The organism is Candidatus Abawacabacteria bacterium, assembly GCA_016207805.1.
Classification (GTDB): Bacteria; Patescibacteriota; Gracilibacteria; order RBG-16-42-10; family RBG-16-42-10; genus JACQZO01.
Map to the genome: position 1 here is coordinate 47,301 of JACQZO010000022.1, position 16,198 is coordinate 63,498.

Here is a 16,198-nt window from a genome sequence, read left to right on the forward strand (position 1 = left end):
AGTATTTATGAATCAAAACATCAAACCGCTAAGATTATTGGTGCCGTTAGTACTGTTTGTATTAGTAATTCTCGGTGTAATCAAGTATTTGATTCCTTATCTTACTAGTGTCTTGGGCAGTTTTGTTTACGCGGTAGTAGGTGGTATCGGTTTTGTTTGGCTAATCTTGTTTGTCGTGTTTCGGTGGCTTATGAAAGCTGCTCCTAAAAGTGCTGCTGATATTTTGGCTAAAGGTGGTGTAGAAGCTCAGGCAAATATTTTGGCTATCTATGATACTGGCATGAAAATTAAAGATATGTACAGCGTATTAAGAGTGCAAGTAGCCGTACAATCTCCGGACAGACCTCAATTTCAAACAGAAATTAATGGTCTATTCTCGCAAAAAAATCCTCCTCAAGTGGGGAGCAGGGTTACTGTTGTTTATCTTCCTCATAACATTAAAACTATTGCAATCAAGGGTGAGTAGATAGTTTGTTCCGACCAAAACGCTTTAAGAGCTCTATGACCGCATTGATAAATCGCCCCTGGCAATGGGGTGGCCTGATATGGATGATGCGGTGTTATAGTAAGGATTGCTGATAACAAGATTCACAGAGAATAGGCTCTGTTTGGTAAACCGAGTTGATACTAATGGAACATTTGGCACATTGTCTTGGGACACTAGATTTGATCTGAAGATATCTGGATAAATTCTCGATTCTTACCAAGGGAGCAATTCGGGGTATAGGGATATGGTAGCGGCGATAAAAATCCAACTCAGCTTTCACTAAGCGGTACTTTTTGCCGCTTTGGCTACATAAAAGGACTTGTTGCAATATGTCATTGTTAGTTTCATCAATATGGTCTGGTAGCGTGGAAATAGCGCCATGCTCTTCCGTATCTTTTTCTTTCCAGGCATAGCCTCGGCGCAATGCCTCAGCTTTCGTTAAAGGTAAAAACTCCATAGCATAGGATTCATTATAGTATTGCGGTGACAAATGGCCTGGAAATGGCATGCCGTATTCACCAGTACTGGTCATATGTTCATGAATGCGTTTACGGAGAGCAAAATATTCTTCTTTGGCATATTGCTTGTTCAAAATACAATACTCTTTTTGTCTTAACCCTACGCAGCCAAAACTGTCTTTGGTGCCAAAGCCGCAATGAATACAATATTCCAAATCTCTCGTTTGATTGGGACAGGCAATGCACCAGCGCATATTGAAGGCGTTGTTGGCGGCGGCGTGGCACGTATATATTTGTTGGGTATTGTTGACGGCAAAAGCGGAACTAAAGATTTTATTGCCCTTTACTACACGGATTCCTAAAAAGACATCTTCAGAATCAAGGACAAAAAATCCCTGGTTAATACGTCGAGAGTTTTTGATATAATTCCCACTACTATCTTCACTATTTTGCCCCTGATAATACTTTCTGGTAGTGCTCTTTTTCTTTTCTGCGAAGCCTTGGTATGCTGCTAACCATGCTTGATAGCTGCCCAGATTTTTTGCCTGGACTTTTGCTTGATATTCTTCAGGTAGGCACTGTTCATTTTCAAAGTAATATTCTTTATCTTTAAGATTAGTACAGCCATAACAATTCTTGAGATTCTGACAATTGAATAGGAAGTATGAATTGCTGCAATTCGTACAATTTTCTGCCCAAAAAAGTTCATAGCTGTTACTGACATTGATACAACCATAACAAAGTTCACTATTTTGGACATTGAAGCTATCGAGCATATTTTTACATTGATTGATCACTCGGCTAAACATGATGTCTTCGCCATTGGTGCAATTGAAAACTAGGTAACAGTTTTTGGCTCCAGTAACACCGTTTACATAATCACTATTTTCAATAGTTGAGGTGATCACATAGCGACTAGGCAGGGGAACAGCTTGGAGTAATTCGCCAAATTGGCTAAAGAATGGTCGAGAAAAATCATATTCTCTGCCATAATTCATAGCGTCCCACTGATCACTGGCAAATATATCCGGAGTGTAAACCACATGTCTCTCGGGTGGGATACTAGTCAAAACTTTCTCGTGAGAAAAAGCACATTCGCCATTATAAAGGTAAATGGCATTGTCAAAACTGGTGACAGCCCGTAGTCGTTCTTCGGGAGAAATCAGTGGTAAGGGAATGCTTTGTTCTCGACAAAAAGCTTCTTCTTCAGCGGATATAATGAAGCTTTGTCCCGAAATTTGGCAAATACGCGTTTGTGCCATCGATGCTTTTTCTAAATGGATCCTACTATAATTCCTCAGATGGGAACAATTGGATATTACCTTTCAAGTGACCGATTGAGCGCATCTCGAATCAGTCTCTTTGCTCTGTGGGCTGTCTGTATGGCATCAATGAGTTCGCGAAAAGTCTCTCTGCAGGTTAATTCAAATCTTCTAGGATCTTTTTGGCGCATAGGATCAAATTCTGGTGCCATGGTCATTACCATTACTTCATCTTCAGGTGTGAAAGCTATCGCATCTCTACTCTGTGGTTCATAGAAAACTTCGCCAAAAACAGTGCGGGGTAAATAAATTATTTCCATAGTGTCATAATTACTGCCAAAGCAGGGTTATTTCTTCGCTGGTGGTGACGGCGCCATACCAGGTTTCTACTAACTCTAAAAGCCTTTCTTCCCGATGTACTTTGCGAGCATTGTTAGCGATAAGATCTTTGGGCACCACTACTTTGAAACCTAAATCAAATGCATTTCTTACAGCTGTTTCAATACAGAATTCGGAGTCTACACCAGTAATAATTAATGTCTTGATATGATTAGTTTCCAATGTCTCTAGCAAGTTAGGATTGGAAAAAGCATTGAGATTGTATTTAATAAATACTTGTTCTCTTGGAGGATTGATGCGAAAAAACTTCGGTCCATCAGTAGCGATATCACAATTCACAAATCTACCATCTAAAGTATATTGCTCTCTTTGGCGCTCATTGAGCTTTTCCCAATCATATACTTGTTGAGTGTAGAGGGTGAGAATATTGTTTTGTTTGGCTATTTCGATAAAAGGAATTAGCCTGTCAATCATCGGTTCAATACGTGATAAATCTCTACCTCGTTTAGCTAATAAACCTTCAGGAGAGCAAAAGTCATTTTGAATGTCTATTACTAAAAGTGCTGTATGAATAGGTGCAAGTTTGTCGGGTAAAGGCTGGGTGGGCATAGAAATTATAAATTACGAATTGCGAATTATGAATTATAAATGGGAAGGAGTAGGTGGTGGGGGTAGTGGATTTTTAAGCCTTGATTCCCACAATCATACTGCCTGCAGTAGGGCCGCTTTTGACGGCATGGGTGGTGCCAGCAGGAAACTCGACATAGTCTCCGGAACCATATGTCTTGCTGGTCCCTGAGTCAGCTATAGTTAATTCACAGTCCAATATTACATGCACGGTGTGCTCTTCGTGGGTATGTTCTCCGAAATCTAAAGCAGCCGGAATAGGACAGACGCGAATATCTTTGAATCCTTTTTTGATCAATTTTTCCATCCACTCAGCTAATACTTTTACTTTAGGTAGGACACGCTCCCAGATAGTATTTGTCATATGATAATACTTCTCATGTTCAGGCATTAAACCAAAATCACCTTGAGTAATGGCTAATAATGTCTGACCGTTTTCTTCTGTAAGTATATAGGTGATGCCATCATCTTCTTTTATTTCCCAATTAGAAACTTCGTCAGCAGGCATGACGCTAAAGCGCAATCTTTTATAAAGCTCAAGTACAGTGACTTTGCCTTCTACATGATTTTTATTATCCTTGTCCTTCCATAGTACCAAGCTTCCTAATTGCCAATCAGATTCTAATCGAGTAAAAGATTCAGAAAACTCTTTAATCCATTCATGAGTAATTTCCGGATCAGTTAAAACTTGCCATACCGTTTTTGCTGAAGCTGTGATGCTGATAGATTTTTCGACAAAAAGTTTAGCCATGCATTCTGTTCAATTAACTACACTGCTATTACTGTCTATATCCTAGCATGCTGAGTAGAAATATTCCTATTCCTAGCTATCGTGGCTTTGCTTCGCTTAGTGTCGCTCTGATTTGGTCACGGAATCCTTTACTTGCGCTTAATTCTAACACCGCCAATTTAAGCAGAGCTTCGGTTAATTGAGCAATAAATGCAGCAAGCTTTTCTGTATCGCTGCTTGTGGCTGTAATGTGTTTAGTATCAACTAAATATTGTGTGACATGCGAAGGTAACTCGCTACCTGTGAGGCCACATACTCTCAACATGACCCGAACTTTCAATTGTGTTGTTTCTCGGCAAGCTTCATTTAGTTGAGCAAATAGATCGGGAGCGACGCTTCTAGCTATTACCAAAAGCGCTCTTGCTTCAGCAAGTAAGCCCTCCATTACTACTTCAAACACATCGTTTCCATGCTTGACATCTCCTAATAGACCGGCAACCAATGTAGCAATATCTTGTCTAAATGGTCGAGCGTCTGGTCCCAAGCTACCTGTTATTTCTCTTGGCTCAATGCTGGCAAGATATTGCCCTAATTCCTCTATGCGGTTTGACGATGTTTTCATAAAGTTTTAATCAAGGATTGTTACTATAATCCACTTATTCACACTGTCAATGTTTGGCTTTTATTCTTAGCTTTAATCTTCATTTAAGCAGGAAGAGTTGTTCAATGAGTTCAGCTAGAGAATGATATTTAGCCTGAATCTTTGATGTGTGCTCTTTAACTTTAGAAAAGCAATAGGATACTTTATTAAAAGCTTAGATAGAATAATTTGTATTGCTACTCCAGTTGCTTTTTTGCAGTTTCATCCTCAATGAAGTTTGCCGAATAGCCCAACTTTTTAAAAAACTCTAAGGAAAGTTGAGGGGCAAACTTTTCGGTCAGATAGTGTGATGCGCCAATTATATTAATATCAATAGCATCGATCTTTGCTCTAGTGGCTGGGTAACGGGTCTGGCTCCATTCAGAGGCATTGGGTGTGATAATGCCAGTGACATAAACATCACAATTAGCATCTTTTGCTTGCTGAATTAATGATGGGATAAAGCCGCCTCCTGTAATCAGAGCAATACGATTAGCCCGATCATGTTTCTTAATGAACTTTACTTCATAATTAAGCTTACTTTTAAGTAAACTTTTCAACTCCTCAAAGTTTTTTACTGGCAAATTGCCAATTAATCCCAGTATTAATTTAGGATTAGCAGGATCTTCACCGAATTCTTCTTGAGCCTGGAAGCCAATGGCTCTGGCAAATCCATATGCTGTGGAGACAAAGGTATCATTTCTATTTTTATCCCAGGGAGTGTGGAGAGAGTAGAGCGATAATTCCATCTCTTTCATCAGTTTGTAATCATCTGCACCAAACCTAATGAAACCTTGGCCATTAGCTGAGCCATTCCAATCAAAAGGATGTTTCAAGACCAATAAAGCATTTTTGCTGCCGCGCTGTTTGATTTCTTGAAGAACATATTTGCTCGGAGCAAATGCAGTATAAATATGACTCACTACATTGCTAAACTGTAAAAATAATCCTGTATTGCCTTTTTCTACCAAAAACTTCTTTACTGCTTGAGCTCTAAACTGCTCATCAAAAGAGAATGACCAATCATCAAAGATTTGATCAATAGAAAATTCTTGATCAAGCGTTCTACAAATATTAGCTAATGAGTTGCTTGGTTGATCTGCCATGGCGTTAAAATGCTAAAAGCAAATTAGCATTGAGCGCTGAGTTCGTCTATTATGCATCTTACTCTTGCAGGGATATATGCTTTCAGTATATTGGAGATCAGAACTGATGCATTGCTATGACTAAGACCTGTAAGCAGTGTGCGAAAAATTTTGAGCTAACCGAGGACGATAGCAGTTTTTATGAAAAAGTTTCGCCCGTATTTCAAGGTAAGAAGTATTTAATTTCTACACCCAGTTTTTGTTCTGATTGTAGCTTGCAGAGAAAATTTGTCTGGCGTAATGATCGGCATTTCTATGAAAGGAAATGCAATCGTAGTGGCCAGGATATAATTTCTATGTTTAGCGCTGATGCCAAAGTGAATGTGTATCATAAAGATTGGTGGTGGAAAGATGATTGGGATGCTAAAGACTATGGTCAAGATTTTGATTTTTCTCGATCTTTCTTTAGTCAATTTTCTGAGTTAATTCAAAAGGTGCCACATGCGCATACTATTACTGTGGACTCAGTCAATTCTCTTTATACTAACTACAATGTTGGCAATAAAAATTGCTATCTTTGTGCCGCCGGCAATCACTTAGAAGATAGTTATTATTGTTACAATGCTCAAGAATCAAAAAATTGTTGCGATTGTCTTTTTGTCTTCCGCTGTGAGCTCTGTTATCAGTGTGTTCATTGTGAAAGCTGTTACAATACTAATTTTGCCCTTAATAGCAAAAACTGTGCTGACTGTTTCTTCATAGAAGATTGCAATGATTTGCAAGATTGTGTTCTGTGTTTCAACTTAAAACATAAACGTTATTGCATTCTTAATAAGCAATACACGAAAGAAGAATATCAAAAGCTACTTGCTAACTATGAACTGAATACTTTGGCCGGCCAGGAAGCAATGCTGCAACTATGGCGTGCAGAAAGTCTTAAATACCCTAAAAAAGCTAATCATAATAATCAGACAGAAAATTGTACGGGAGATTATATTTTGCAATCCAAGAATTGTCACAACTGTTTTATTATGGCTTTGGGGTGTGAAGATTGCAAAAATATTTTTAATGGGTTTCCGTATTTAAAAGATAGTTATAATTGCGCTTATTCTGGAGAAAACGCTACGCTTCTTTATGAATGTATGGGTTCGGGTTCCAATGTCTATAACACTGTCTTTGGGTACTTGTGTTTGGTGGGGAGCTCCAATCTACTCTACAGCACCTATATGTTCAGCTCTAAAAATTGCTTTGGCTGTAGCAATATGCGCAATGCTGAATACTGCATTTTGAATAAACAATACAGTAAGGAAGAGTATGAGGCTCTTGTGCCCAAGATTATTGAGCATATGCAAGCTACTGGCGAGTGGGGTGATTTTTTTCCACCAGAAATTTCGCCATTTCATTATGAAGAAACATTGGCTACTGAATACTTCCCTTTAAATGAAAGTGGAAAAGAGCCTGGAGCAAAGATATTTAACATGATTAAGCAAGAAATAGAGTTTTATCAGAAGAAAGGTTTGCCAGCACCGACCAAACATCCCGATATTCGCCACTTGGAAAGATTACGTCTATGTAACCCAGCGCGATTCTGGCAAAGAGATTGTGCTAATTGTCAGATATCTATACAGACTACGTATGCTCCTGATAGGCCGGAGACAGTGTATTGTGAAAATTGTTATCTCAATCTGGTGTATTAGTTTTTTAGCAATGTTTTAACTAGGCGCAGCTCATCATAGGAGTATTTACCCTGCAAATACTCAAAGACTGGTTTCAATTTTTCCGTGCCACATTTTTGAAAAGCAGCTTTCATTGCTTCATATCTTACAGCTGGGGGCTTTAGGTAATCTACCTCCAACTTTTCTCCGGCATCAAACATCTTTTCAATATGACCAATAATGGTTGTGGGGGCTAGATTAAGATTCTTTGCTATTTGCTCAATCGGCAATTTTCTCAGCAGTAATTCGCGAGTTTTATTACAGAAGGCTAAAGAAGACTTTGCGGTTTTAGTTATTCTAGTGCTGGACTTTTGCTGTAAGGCAGGAATAGCGGAAATAGTGTGCTCTTCAATAAATTGATTAATAAGTGTGAGAAACGCTTTGCCAAAAAGTGCTAATTTCTTTGCTCCTACTCCGGTAATCTGAGAAAAAGTATTAGCATCACGAGGAAAGTAATATGCCATTTCTTGGAGAGATGTATCGCCAAAGATGACGAAGGCAGGCACTTTCGCTTCATTGGCAAATTCTCTGCGTAACTTTTTTAGTTGCTCAAATAAGATCCGATTATAATTTAACTCGCCACTTTTAACAGGAGTTTGCAGTGGTTTTGCTGATGTGACTGCCTCTTTGCTGGGAATACAGATATCACAGCTACCACAATTATTCAGTGCCAAATCTTCACCAAAATACTTCAGTAAATATCTTTTACGACAAGCTCTATGAGTAGCATAATTAATTACCGCATTAAGTTTTTGTAACGCTTGTGTCCTGAGCTGAGTGTCCTCTATTTGATTAATAAAGAACTGATGTTTACGCGTGTCAGCATAGGTATAGAACATAATGCATTCACTTGGTAAACCATCTCGTCCAGCACGGCCAATTTCTTGGTAATAGCCCTCTAATGTTTTGGGATAAGTGAAATGCACCACCAGACGTACATTTGGTTTGTCTATGCCCATACCAAAGGCAATGGTAGCGACAATAATATTTATTTCATCTTTGATAAACATTTCTTGCACGCGACTTCTTTCATTGTTCTCCAAGCCAGCATGATAAGCACGTGCTTTGAATTTATTCAAGACCAGAGCTTCAGCCAATGCCTCAGTTTCTTTGCGAGAAAAACAATAAATAATCACTGATTCATCGCGATATTGGGGGAGTAAATTAAGCAGTTTTGGCAGAGCGTGTTTCTTTTCGACAATGCTTACGCGCAAGTTTTCACGATTAAAGCTAGAAATAAACACTCGAGCATTTTGTAATTGCAATTGACTGAGAATATCCTCACGAACCTTGTGTGTAGCGGTGGCTGTTAGGGCAATCAGAGGGGCAGTTGGGAAAAGTTGCTTTAGGATACTAAGGTTTCGATAATCTGGGCGAAAATTGTGTCCCCATTCTGAGATACAATGAGCTTCATCAACAGCAATTAAGCTAATCGGTAAGGTTTGTAAAAAAGTTTGAAAGTCTCTCAGGGCAAATCTTTCGGGAGCTACATATAAGATCTTCAATTCTTTACTTCTAGCTAAGGCACAAATTCTACTCACTTCCTGCGGAGATAGCGTGGAATTAATAAATTCGGCACTGACGCCACAAGCCTTTAATGTGTCCACCTGATCTTTCATAAGCGCGATCAAAGGTGAAATTACCAAGGTAATGCCAGGGAACTGTAATGCAGGTAGCTGATAGCAGAGAGACTTTCCGCCTCCAGTTGGCATCAAAACAAAACAATCATGTTTCTGCAGGACATGATTAATAATTTCCTCTTGTAGGGGGCGAAATTGATCATAGCCAAAGTATTGTTTGAGCAACGCTTGCATGGGAGAAAATTAATAAAATATGGATAGTCTGCAGGCAGGGACTACTATACAGGAAAAATTATGAAAGCTTGCCAAAGCACTCACCACTTTACTATTGACTAACTATGGTGAGAAGAATTAACCAATCAAGAACCCAATGCGTCTGGAGCCGGCAAATCTATTTTTAGGGTAGTTTGCAGATGAGTTGAACGAATTGAATTACCTCTAATAGGTAGGCTTTATAGAGAACATGTCTCTGAAGATATTTTCAATTTCAGCTCTTTAAAGATTTGCTGGCAAAGTATTTCATTTGACTCTTTTTTGCGCAAAATGTGATCTTCACCTAGCAAAAGCAGCTGCTCAACATTCTTCTTTTTTAGCTTAAGTAACTCGACAAATGTGTAGGCTTGATCGGGATTAATTGTTTTATCTTGTGTTCCTACGACCACAGTAATTTTGTTTTTTTCTGTGAGACGATCGAGTCTTTGGCTAATTGATGAGGCATCGTAGGGAGTTGTTTCCTCTGGATCATATAAGCCATCGAAATGAATGTTGAAGATTGAAGTGTGTAAATAATTTAATAATGTTCGCCATTCGTAGACACCATTGATAGCGATAGCTTGCTTGATTTCATCAGGATAATCGGTAATCAATTTGGCAGCGAGATAGCCACCATAACTATTTCCTACTGCGTAAACAGGACCGGTCAACTGTTTAGATTTTTGTAGTTCTCGAACAGCATTCATGACACTTAGGGAATCAACAGTGCCATCTTTGCCAAGAAGAGAATAAGCATAATCATTGCCATAACCATAGCTGCCTGGATAATCTACTTTTAGCACCAGTGCGCCATTGGCGACGGCCTCTGCCAACATCCAATCATAAGTAGCATAGCTAGGATATGAATGAAACTCTTTCGCCGCCTGGCGGAATGGGCCTCCGTGTAACCATACAATTAGAGGCTGAGACTTGGGAGCAACACTTCCTTTGGCACTAATGAATACCCCAAAACTTTTATCAGCAAAGGTAATTACTTCATGTTGATTCGTGCTCGTCGATGTGTCCCAATTTAAGCCAGAAAATGAGTGTGTACTTTTGGTGTCTGGATCGTAGAGAATAGGTTTTAGGTTGGAACCCTTAGTAATAGGAATAAGAATTTGCCCATTTGATAACTTTTTCATCTCATACAAAAGAGACACATCGGTCATTACCTCTTCATGACTTTTGTCGAGCATATTTACTTGATATACAGACCAGTCGTAAGGACGAGATTTTGAATTGGCTACAATAAGTAGATTATTATCCCGCGTAAATAATAGATCAGCCACTACACCCAGGTCAGGCCAACTAATAGTACTTGCTGAGGTGAAATTTAGATCAGCCACATTCATCACCTTCGGAGTAGGATAATTATTCTGATCATCGAGGTAAGCATACATGGAGCCATCGTTGCTAAAGTTATGTAAACGATTAGCATCAGTTAAAAGCTCCCAAGCTTTGGGCACAGTGTAGGTGTGATTTTTTTCTTGAATTAAGCCATCTTCTGTAATCTGTAGCAGTTTGTACTTTTTGGTTTTACTAATATTCGTTTGTGCTGGTACATAGTAAGCAAATATTGTCCCTCCAGCAGCATACATAGGATTGGTTATTTGATCAGAAGTAGTGATTCTACTGATTTCTTTATTTTCCCCTAAATCATAAAAAATAATCTGCTTTTTTTTGTCTTTGCCTTCTGCTGTTATGAAAGCCACTTTATTACTGATACCTTGAGCGAAAACAGCTTGAGTAATTTCATCTGAAATAGGAATTAGCGCCTGAGGTTTTGCCACATTTGCGGAATCTGCCAGAAAGTACTGTTTGATAATTCCTTGCTGCTGAAGTTTCTTTTCCAATATTACTGCTGTTCCAGTTGGTGCAGAAAAAGATTTGGTGATGGTAGATTCAAGGGAAAATGGATCTGAAGTAGCCAAACTAGTATTGGCTGTTTTAGTACAATTTAGGGCTTGAATACTACAATTGAAGGTGTCCATGTCTTCTACAGTACCTTGGGAAATAAGTAGAGAATCATCTTGTGTTTCTTTGTATCGGTAAGACGTATATGTGGAGGCATCGCTTGCCACGGGGAATAATAGTAAGCTCAGTAGAATGGCGGGAATATATTTCATAAAGATTCGGAAATAGTAGTTGTGATAATTGTGGCTAAACGTAGGGCACTTAACAGGTACTGTCAAATATCCAATACCAGAGCAGAAATCAGTCTCTGTTTTTTCTCTTGCTTTAGCTATCATTAAAAATGCTAGAGGCTGTGTTAGATTATGCCTTGTCTTGTTCAAGAGATGAAAAAGTTGCTATAATATAAGTTAGTAAGTAAATAAAAACCACTATGAATCAAAAAGCTATTCTTTACGCCAGTATGGGTGGTGGTGTTCTTTTGGCAGTTGTTTTAGCAATGTTCCTGCCTATGCCAGGTGAAGAAAAGATGCCAGAAATAGATGAAAGCAAATTTGTCTCTTGGCAGAGCTTCAGTTCTACAGATAATAGCTTTACTGCTCGCTTTCCCCAAATTGCTGAAACTCGTAACAATGATCTCAGAGTTTCTGGCGGTCAAACTCTTGGCCAAAAAGTATATAGTGCAAAAGATAATAAAGATAATGCTTACTTAATAGTAAGTACTGAGTACCCAGAGGTATTACCAGTTGAAAGTGCAGAAGAATTATTACGACTTGCTCTTGATGGAATGGTACAGAGTGACCCTAGCAATAAGTTGATCCATTCTAAATTTGCTAAATTACATGGGCAACCTTCTTTAGAATTTGTCATCGAAGATGGTCAAAAACTCAACAACAAAGGACACATCACTATGAAAGATAAAATAATGTACCAAATATTCGAGGTGTACGAGACCAAAGACTTCGATGAAATGGCTCATAACTATTTTATCACCTCATTTCAGACTCGTTAACAAAACATTTATGTCTCAAACTAAAAGGTTTATTATCCCAACAACTATCGCTGTCCTACTACTTGTTGGAGCCGGTTCCTTGATGCTTTGGAAAAGTGGGAGCATCAAATTCGATCAATCGTCTTTACCACTGACAAAGGTTATTGATGGTGAAAAGCAAACCCAAACAGTGGATGACAGCTTATTAGCCCAAGCATTGTTAACTGCACCAGATCTCAATAGTATTTCTCGATTTTCACATAGTAGACCAACACTTACTGAGCTTAATCATCATCTGGACCCAATACTAAAAGACTATGAGTTTTATGTAGCAAAGAGCTGGTTTGATAGAGATTATGAGAGAATGAATATGCAAAATAGCATCATTAAATATGTATCAGCAGAAGCGGCACAAAAAAGTATGATGGAAAGAGCAAAAGGTTTTGAGACAATTACCATCAAGGCATCTCAAGAAGATATTGGAGATGCGCGAATTGCCTATTACCAACCAGGTGAGAGCGGAGAGGATCCACATATTGTGTATCGCTTTACCTTGGGAATATATGGTGTCAAAATTGCTCTTCCCACCACAGCTAAACAAATAGCTAACGATGCTGATCAAAAAACTGGACTTGCAGCTTTAGCTTCGCAAATAGCTAAAGTTCAATCACAACGTTTAGTCGATCTTTCTAAGGATAAGCTGACTATAGCCACTAACAATGCTATGCAACGTTTACCTGAAAAAATTAGTGGCACTCAATGGATTGGCACTTTACCTGTTAGTGATCAGGAATGGCTAGGTACTCAACATGAGTTCAAGGCAGACACGTTACCTGGATTTGTCAGTGCTGGGTTAAGTCGTTTTGCTATTCTCGAGAGACCAAATGAAATAGTAGAAGTAACTGTTTTAGAATTTAAGACTTCAGCTGATGCTCAAAGGTTCCAAAGTGAATTGGTTCCCTTTGCACAGTCACAAGAAGGAGAAGTTCTCAAGCTCCCACCAAGTTTAATAGCAAAGAAAGCTGATGCAGTAGCTCAAAAGTTTGGCATGGTCGAATTACAGGCGGCCCCCAGTAACTATGTAGTCGATGTGAGCATTTTCGCTCCTTTCGCTGATACCAATATGGAAATGGCTAAGAAGGATATCATTAAAATGTCAGAAGAAGCTTTAGAAAAAATGTAATTGAACCAACATTAAAGTCCTGAGTTTGAGGCATTCTGCTGAAGAGCTGGGTCTATTAGATAACAGGAAAGGGTAGAGCTCAACTGATCCTCACTACTGTAATTCAATATCTAGAAACTTTAGTAAAGAGATAGCCTCTGGAAGAGAGAACTTTGCCTTGGTGATAGTATTGCTGGTGGGGTCGACAATGTAGTTTCTAGAGGTAATAAAGTTGCTTTTTTGTAGTTTGCAACTATGAAAAAGTGTATTAGATAAGTGAGTCATAGAAAAGTCGGCTTCAGTTAAATCCGTGTTATTGAATACGCAGTTTTCTAATTGTGAATTCAAAAAAGGAGTCTTGCTCAATTTAAGATCAGAGAAGTTACAACCATTCACTACGCATTGAGAAAAGCTAAACCGTGGCGAACCTAAAGTACTTGCACATTGATGGAAATCAACCCCTGTTAATTTGCATCCATTAAATGTCACTCCCAATAGCCGACTGTTTGTTAAATTAATGCCACTGAGATTACAGGAAATAAAAGTTACATTTTGTAAGCTTGAATAAGAAAGATCAGCATAACTGAAATCTGATTGTTCGAAGATACAATCTTGAAACTCTTGTTTGCTTAAGTCTTTATTTGCCCAGCTAAGACCTTTCTTTTTGGTTTGCGATGAATCAAGCATAGAGATACGTTGCTGTTGCGAATAATATATAGTTAAGAAGTTTAATTAGCTATACTGAAAGTTGCCTATTTACTCAGCAAAGTCATTGCTAGGCATAAGAATAGTCGGTAAGAAGCCTGGGGTATGCTAGGAGTAATAAATGCTTAAGAACTATGCTCTTTTAAAAACTCCAATTGATTACAGAATAGGAAAAAGTAGAACTATCTGATTAGGGATCCAGACAGCAATTGCAAGAATATGATACAAATTCTTTAGTCATAGTTCTTATGAACGATTTGGTTTATTTTAAACAAAAACATCCAAGGGCCTGTTCCTTAGTTATATTGCGCATGGTTCTGAATAAGCACGGAATTTCTGTTACTGAGGAGGATCTTGTTGAGAAGGTAGAAAAAAACTATGGGAAGCACTTTGAAAATATTTGGAATCCCACCATTGCTAAGTTGGCCAGAGAATATGGTCTTGAAACTACTATGTATGCTTTGTGGCCTCTATTTAAACCAAGTAGTTTGGATAAGGCTTTAAAAGAATATAAAGATACGCCCACAACTTTTTGTGTTGCTAAATATGAGCATAAAAAAGATCAAGATATTCTACCTGAGCCATTGCCATTGGCATATAAAGAAATGTTTAAGGCGATCGAACTAGGATGTCATGCTGTTTATGGACGCCTCACGGAAAGGCGAATAAAGACTTTTCTTAGACAGAAGAAACTGATACAAACATCAATCAAACTGAAGGTCCTGTACCCTCATAGAAAAGGTTTCCATTCAATTCTCATCTACGCTATCAACAAAGATAGCATCCAATATCACGACCCATATTATGGCCCCGCGCTAGAAATAAATATTGCAACCTTGCTTAAAGCCACAGGTAATACCGGGGCAGCGATCTTATATGGATAGTTTTTCTTTTAATGGGTCATCCTTTGAGCTGATGGAAAGCAGCCTAGTTGGGGACTCTCTCTACAATATTTCGGCTTGTTTAAGCAAAGAGGGGAGAGAACGTGAAAACAATCAGTCCCGGGAGAAATGATCCTTCAAGTCATTAATGCCCCTGAGTTAGGATCTTTCCAGGAAAGGGAGTCATTCACCGAGGGGAAGGGGTAGAACTTTTAAGACATTATATATTGATACGCACTTTCTAAATTTGATTGGTAATCTCCTATACTCATATCGATATAGAATTGATTATACTCCCTGCACTGATCTTCAATGTTCTTGCTGCTTTCCATAAGTTGGATGGGCAAAACTTCTTTATCTTTTTGAGACAATTTATTTATCCAATCATTTTCCCCTACAAAATTAAGAATGGTCTCCAAAGAACATTGCGATATTCCTAAAAAGACAGCTTTTATTTGATAAATCTTTTCTAAAGCAGGGATTTGTTTAGGTAAAAAAGCGTCACCCTCAATAGTATATGGGGAAGTAGTGTCGATAATATGTTTTACTAAAGCTGTAAAATATGGGCAAAACTTGTCAGAGATTTCATTGTAGGGAATTGTTAATCTCAGATCAGGTTGGGCTTCCTGAATCATATGAATGAGAAAGTCAGTACTTAAGAATGGTATTTTATTCCGCTCAAGTAGCAATTTTGCCAATTTTGACTTACCGGCACGAGGAGTGCCACCAATTATATACAACATAAAGATTTTAAGCCTTTCTTAATTGTTCCGAAGAATTCCTTTAATTTTTGTCTCCATTTCTGCGGAAATATTGTTACACCATTGTTCTGGAGTGGTAGATTGCTCTTTTCTATAGTTTTCCAAACTAAGCCAACGAATTTGTACCACTGAGCCATCCGTAAAAGAGAAGTTCTTCTCCTCCTCATTGAGCACCAATAAGTATCCGGCAAACAGATGCATTGCTGGATGGTAAGAACTCTTTAGTACTAGCTGTAAGCGATCAATAGTAGTTTCTATCCCAATCTCTTCTTGTAGTTCAAGTAGAGCGGTCTGTTCAAATGTATGTCCGGCTTTCACATGACCACCGAAATATGTTTGCCACTTCTCTGGATTATCGCGACAACTGCTGGATCTTTGCGAGCAAAGTAAGTTACCACTGCTGTCCATAATCCATATATTAGCAACCCCATGCCAGTGTCGTAATGGCTCAGTATGAACAACGCTACGAATCTGGGACTCTATGACATGTCCTTGGTCATCAAAACATTCAAGCAATTCTTGAGATGAATCAGGCATAGAATTAATTACTCTTACTCAGAATATATCTTTAAAGAGATTAACTAGCCATACTGTACCATTTCTATTGTCTAA

The 16,198-nt window shown here is 38.5% G+C and carries 16 protein-coding genes; 5 read left to right on the plus strand and 11 right to left on the minus strand.

Translation table 11 applies throughout. The features are described 5' to 3' along the window. Positions 1 to 7: 7 nt before the first annotated feature. Positions 8 to 466, plus strand: a complete 459-nt coding sequence (locus tag HY817_04930; protein MBI4836575.1) for a hypothetical protein — start codon at positions 8 to 10, stop codon at positions 464 to 466. Between the two features lie 94 nt (positions 467 to 560). Here HY817_04930 and HY817_04935 read toward each other — a convergent pair whose 3' ends face one another. From HY817_04935 to HY817_04960, 6 genes are all read right to left on the minus strand, one after another. After that, positions 561 to 2,207 (minus strand): hypothetical protein, encoded by a 1,647-nt coding sequence (locus HY817_04935; GenBank protein ID MBI4836576.1) that lies wholly within the window; start codon positions 2,205 to 2,207, stop codon positions 561 to 563. 56 nt (positions 2,208 to 2,263) lie between these two features. Then, positions 2,264 to 2,527: a hypothetical protein gene (locus HY817_04940; protein MBI4836577.1), complete on the minus strand. Its 264-nt coding sequence runs from the start codon at positions 2,525 to 2,527 to the stop codon at positions 2,264 to 2,266. Positions 2,528 to 2,537: 10 nt separating this feature from the next. Continuing rightward, positions 2,538 to 3,155: a cysteine hydrolase family protein gene (locus HY817_04945; GenBank protein MBI4836578.1), complete on the minus strand. Its 618-nt coding sequence runs from the start codon at positions 3,153 to 3,155 to the stop codon at positions 2,538 to 2,540. A 73-nt stretch (positions 3,156 to 3,228) separates the two neighbouring features. Further along, a complete protein-coding gene (locus HY817_04950; GenBank protein MBI4836579.1) occupies positions 3,229 to 3,924 on the minus strand; it encodes an SRPBCC domain-containing protein in 696 nt (231 codons plus the stop codon). A gap of 76 nt (positions 3,925 to 4,000) precedes the next feature. Beyond that, the gene (locus tag HY817_04955) at positions 4,001 to 4,525 is read right to left on the minus strand and encodes a hypothetical protein (protein ID MBI4836580.1); all 525 of its coding nucleotides are present in this window, start codon (positions 4,523 to 4,525) and stop codon (positions 4,001 to 4,003) included. Between the two features lie 215 nt (positions 4,526 to 4,740). After that, entirely contained in the window at positions 4,741 to 5,649 is a 909-nt protein-coding gene (locus tag HY817_04960; protein MBI4836581.1) for a Nif3-like dinuclear metal center hexameric protein, read from the minus strand. A gap of 116 nt (positions 5,650 to 5,765) precedes the next feature. Here HY817_04960 and HY817_04965 point away from each other — a divergent pair, with 116 nt between their 5' ends. Then, the gene (locus tag HY817_04965; GenBank protein MBI4836582.1) at positions 5,766 to 7,325 is read left to right on the plus strand and encodes a hypothetical protein; all 1,560 of its coding nucleotides are present in this window, start codon (positions 5,766 to 5,768) and stop codon (positions 7,323 to 7,325) included. Here the strand turns inward: HY817_04965 and HY817_04970 are convergent. Beyond that, the gene (locus HY817_04970; GenBank protein ID MBI4836583.1) at positions 7,322 to 9,157 is read right to left on the minus strand and encodes a RecQ family ATP-dependent DNA helicase; all 1,836 of its coding nucleotides are present in this window, start codon (positions 9,155 to 9,157) and stop codon (positions 7,322 to 7,324) included. The genes HY817_04965 and HY817_04970 overlap by 4 nt on opposite strands. A gap of 218 nt (positions 9,158 to 9,375) precedes the next feature. Then, on the minus strand, positions 9,376 to 11,301 hold the full coding sequence (locus HY817_04975; GenBank protein ID MBI4836584.1) for a prolyl oligopeptidase family serine peptidase: 1,926 nt from the start codon (positions 11,299 to 11,301) through the stop codon (positions 9,376 to 9,378). A 218-nt stretch (positions 11,302 to 11,519) separates the two neighbouring features. On the opposite strand from HY817_04975, the gene HY817_04980 reads away from it, so the two are divergent. Both HY817_04980 and HY817_04985 read left to right on the plus strand, forming a co-directional pair. Next, complete coding sequence (locus HY817_04980) at positions 11,520 to 12,098, plus strand: hypothetical protein (GenBank protein MBI4836585.1); 579 nt, start codon at positions 11,520 to 11,522, stop codon at positions 12,096 to 12,098. A gap of 10 nt (positions 12,099 to 12,108) precedes the next feature. Continuing rightward, complete coding sequence (locus HY817_04985; protein MBI4836586.1) at positions 12,109 to 13,260, plus strand: hypothetical protein; 1,152 nt, start codon at positions 12,109 to 12,111, stop codon at positions 13,258 to 13,260. A gap of 93 nt (positions 13,261 to 13,353) precedes the next feature. On the opposite strand, the gene HY817_04990 is transcribed toward HY817_04985, so the two are convergent. Then, positions 13,354 to 13,926, minus strand: a complete 573-nt coding sequence (locus HY817_04990; protein ID MBI4836587.1) for a pentapeptide repeat-containing protein — start codon at positions 13,924 to 13,926, stop codon at positions 13,354 to 13,356. A gap of 266 nt (positions 13,927 to 14,192) precedes the next feature. Between HY817_04990 and HY817_04995 the strand changes: the two genes are divergently transcribed. Then, positions 14,193 to 14,828 carry a hypothetical protein gene (locus tag HY817_04995; protein MBI4836588.1) on the plus strand — a complete coding sequence of 212 codons (636 nt, stop codon included), beginning with the start codon at positions 14,193 to 14,195 and terminating at the stop codon, positions 14,826 to 14,828. A gap of 209 nt (positions 14,829 to 15,037) precedes the next feature. Here the strand turns inward: HY817_04995 and HY817_05000 are convergent, their stop codons facing one another. Both HY817_05000 and HY817_05005 read right to left on the minus strand, forming a co-directional pair. Then, on the minus strand, positions 15,038 to 15,568 hold the full coding sequence (locus tag HY817_05000; GenBank protein MBI4836589.1) for a hypothetical protein: 531 nt from the start codon (positions 15,566 to 15,568) through the stop codon (positions 15,038 to 15,040). An 18-nt stretch (positions 15,569 to 15,586) separates the two neighbouring features. Continuing rightward, on the minus strand, positions 15,587 to 16,123 hold the full coding sequence (locus HY817_05005) for an NUDIX domain-containing protein (GenBank protein ID MBI4836590.1): 537 nt from the start codon (positions 16,121 to 16,123) through the stop codon (positions 15,587 to 15,589). Positions 16,124 to 16,198 lie beyond the last annotated feature (75 nt).

What these genes read in the sequence shown, in the direction of transcription:
- HY817_04930 (MBI4836575.1), top strand. Translation starts at nt 8, where the DNA reads ATGAATCAAAACATCAAACCGCTAAGATTATTGGTGCCGTTAGTACTG.
- HY817_04935 (MBI4836576.1), bottom strand. Translation starts at nt 2,207, where the DNA reads ATGGCACAAACGCGTATTTGCCAAATTTCGGGACAAAGCTTCATTATA.
- HY817_04940 (MBI4836577.1), bottom strand. Translation starts at nt 2,527, where the DNA reads ATGGAAATAATTTATTTACCCCGCACTGTTTTTGGCGAAGTTTTCTAT.
- HY817_04945 (MBI4836578.1), bottom strand. Translation starts at nt 3,155, where the DNA reads ATGCCCACCCAGCCTTTACCCGACAAACTTGCACCTATTCATACAGCA.
- HY817_04950 (MBI4836579.1), bottom strand. Translation starts at nt 3,924, where the DNA reads ATGGCTAAACTTTTTGTCGAAAAATCTATCAGCATCACAGCTTCAGCA.
- HY817_04955 (MBI4836580.1), bottom strand. Translation starts at nt 4,525, where the DNA reads ATGAAAACATCGTCAAACCGCATAGAGGAATTAGGGCAATATCTTGCC.
- HY817_04960 (MBI4836581.1), bottom strand. Translation starts at nt 5,649, where the DNA reads ATGGCAGATCAACCAAGCAACTCATTAGCTAATATTTGTAGAACGCTT.
- HY817_04965 (MBI4836582.1), top strand. Translation starts at nt 5,766, where the DNA reads ATGACTAAGACCTGTAAGCAGTGTGCGAAAAATTTTGAGCTAACCGAG.
- HY817_04970 (MBI4836583.1), bottom strand. Translation starts at nt 9,157, where the DNA reads ATGCAAGCGTTGCTCAAACAATACTTTGGCTATGATCAATTTCGCCCC.
- HY817_04975 (MBI4836584.1), bottom strand. Translation starts at nt 11,301, where the DNA reads ATGAAATATATTCCCGCCATTCTACTGAGCTTACTATTATTCCCCGTG.
- HY817_04980 (MBI4836585.1), top strand. Translation starts at nt 11,520, where the DNA reads ATGAATCAAAAAGCTATTCTTTACGCCAGTATGGGTGGTGGTGTTCTT.
- HY817_04985 (MBI4836586.1), top strand. Translation starts at nt 12,109, where the DNA reads ATGTCTCAAACTAAAAGGTTTATTATCCCAACAACTATCGCTGTCCTA.
- HY817_04990 (MBI4836587.1), bottom strand. Translation starts at nt 13,926, where the DNA reads ATGCTTGATTCATCGCAAACCAAAAAGAAAGGTCTTAGCTGGGCAAAT.
- HY817_04995 (MBI4836588.1), top strand. Translation starts at nt 14,193, where the DNA reads ATGAACGATTTGGTTTATTTTAAACAAAAACATCCAAGGGCCTGTTCC.
- HY817_05000 (MBI4836589.1), bottom strand. Translation starts at nt 15,568, where the DNA reads ATGTTGTATATAATTGGTGGCACTCCTCGTGCCGGTAAGTCAAAATTG.
- HY817_05005 (MBI4836590.1), bottom strand. Translation starts at nt 16,123, where the DNA reads ATGCCTGATTCATCTCAAGAATTGCTTGAATGTTTTGATGACCAAGGA.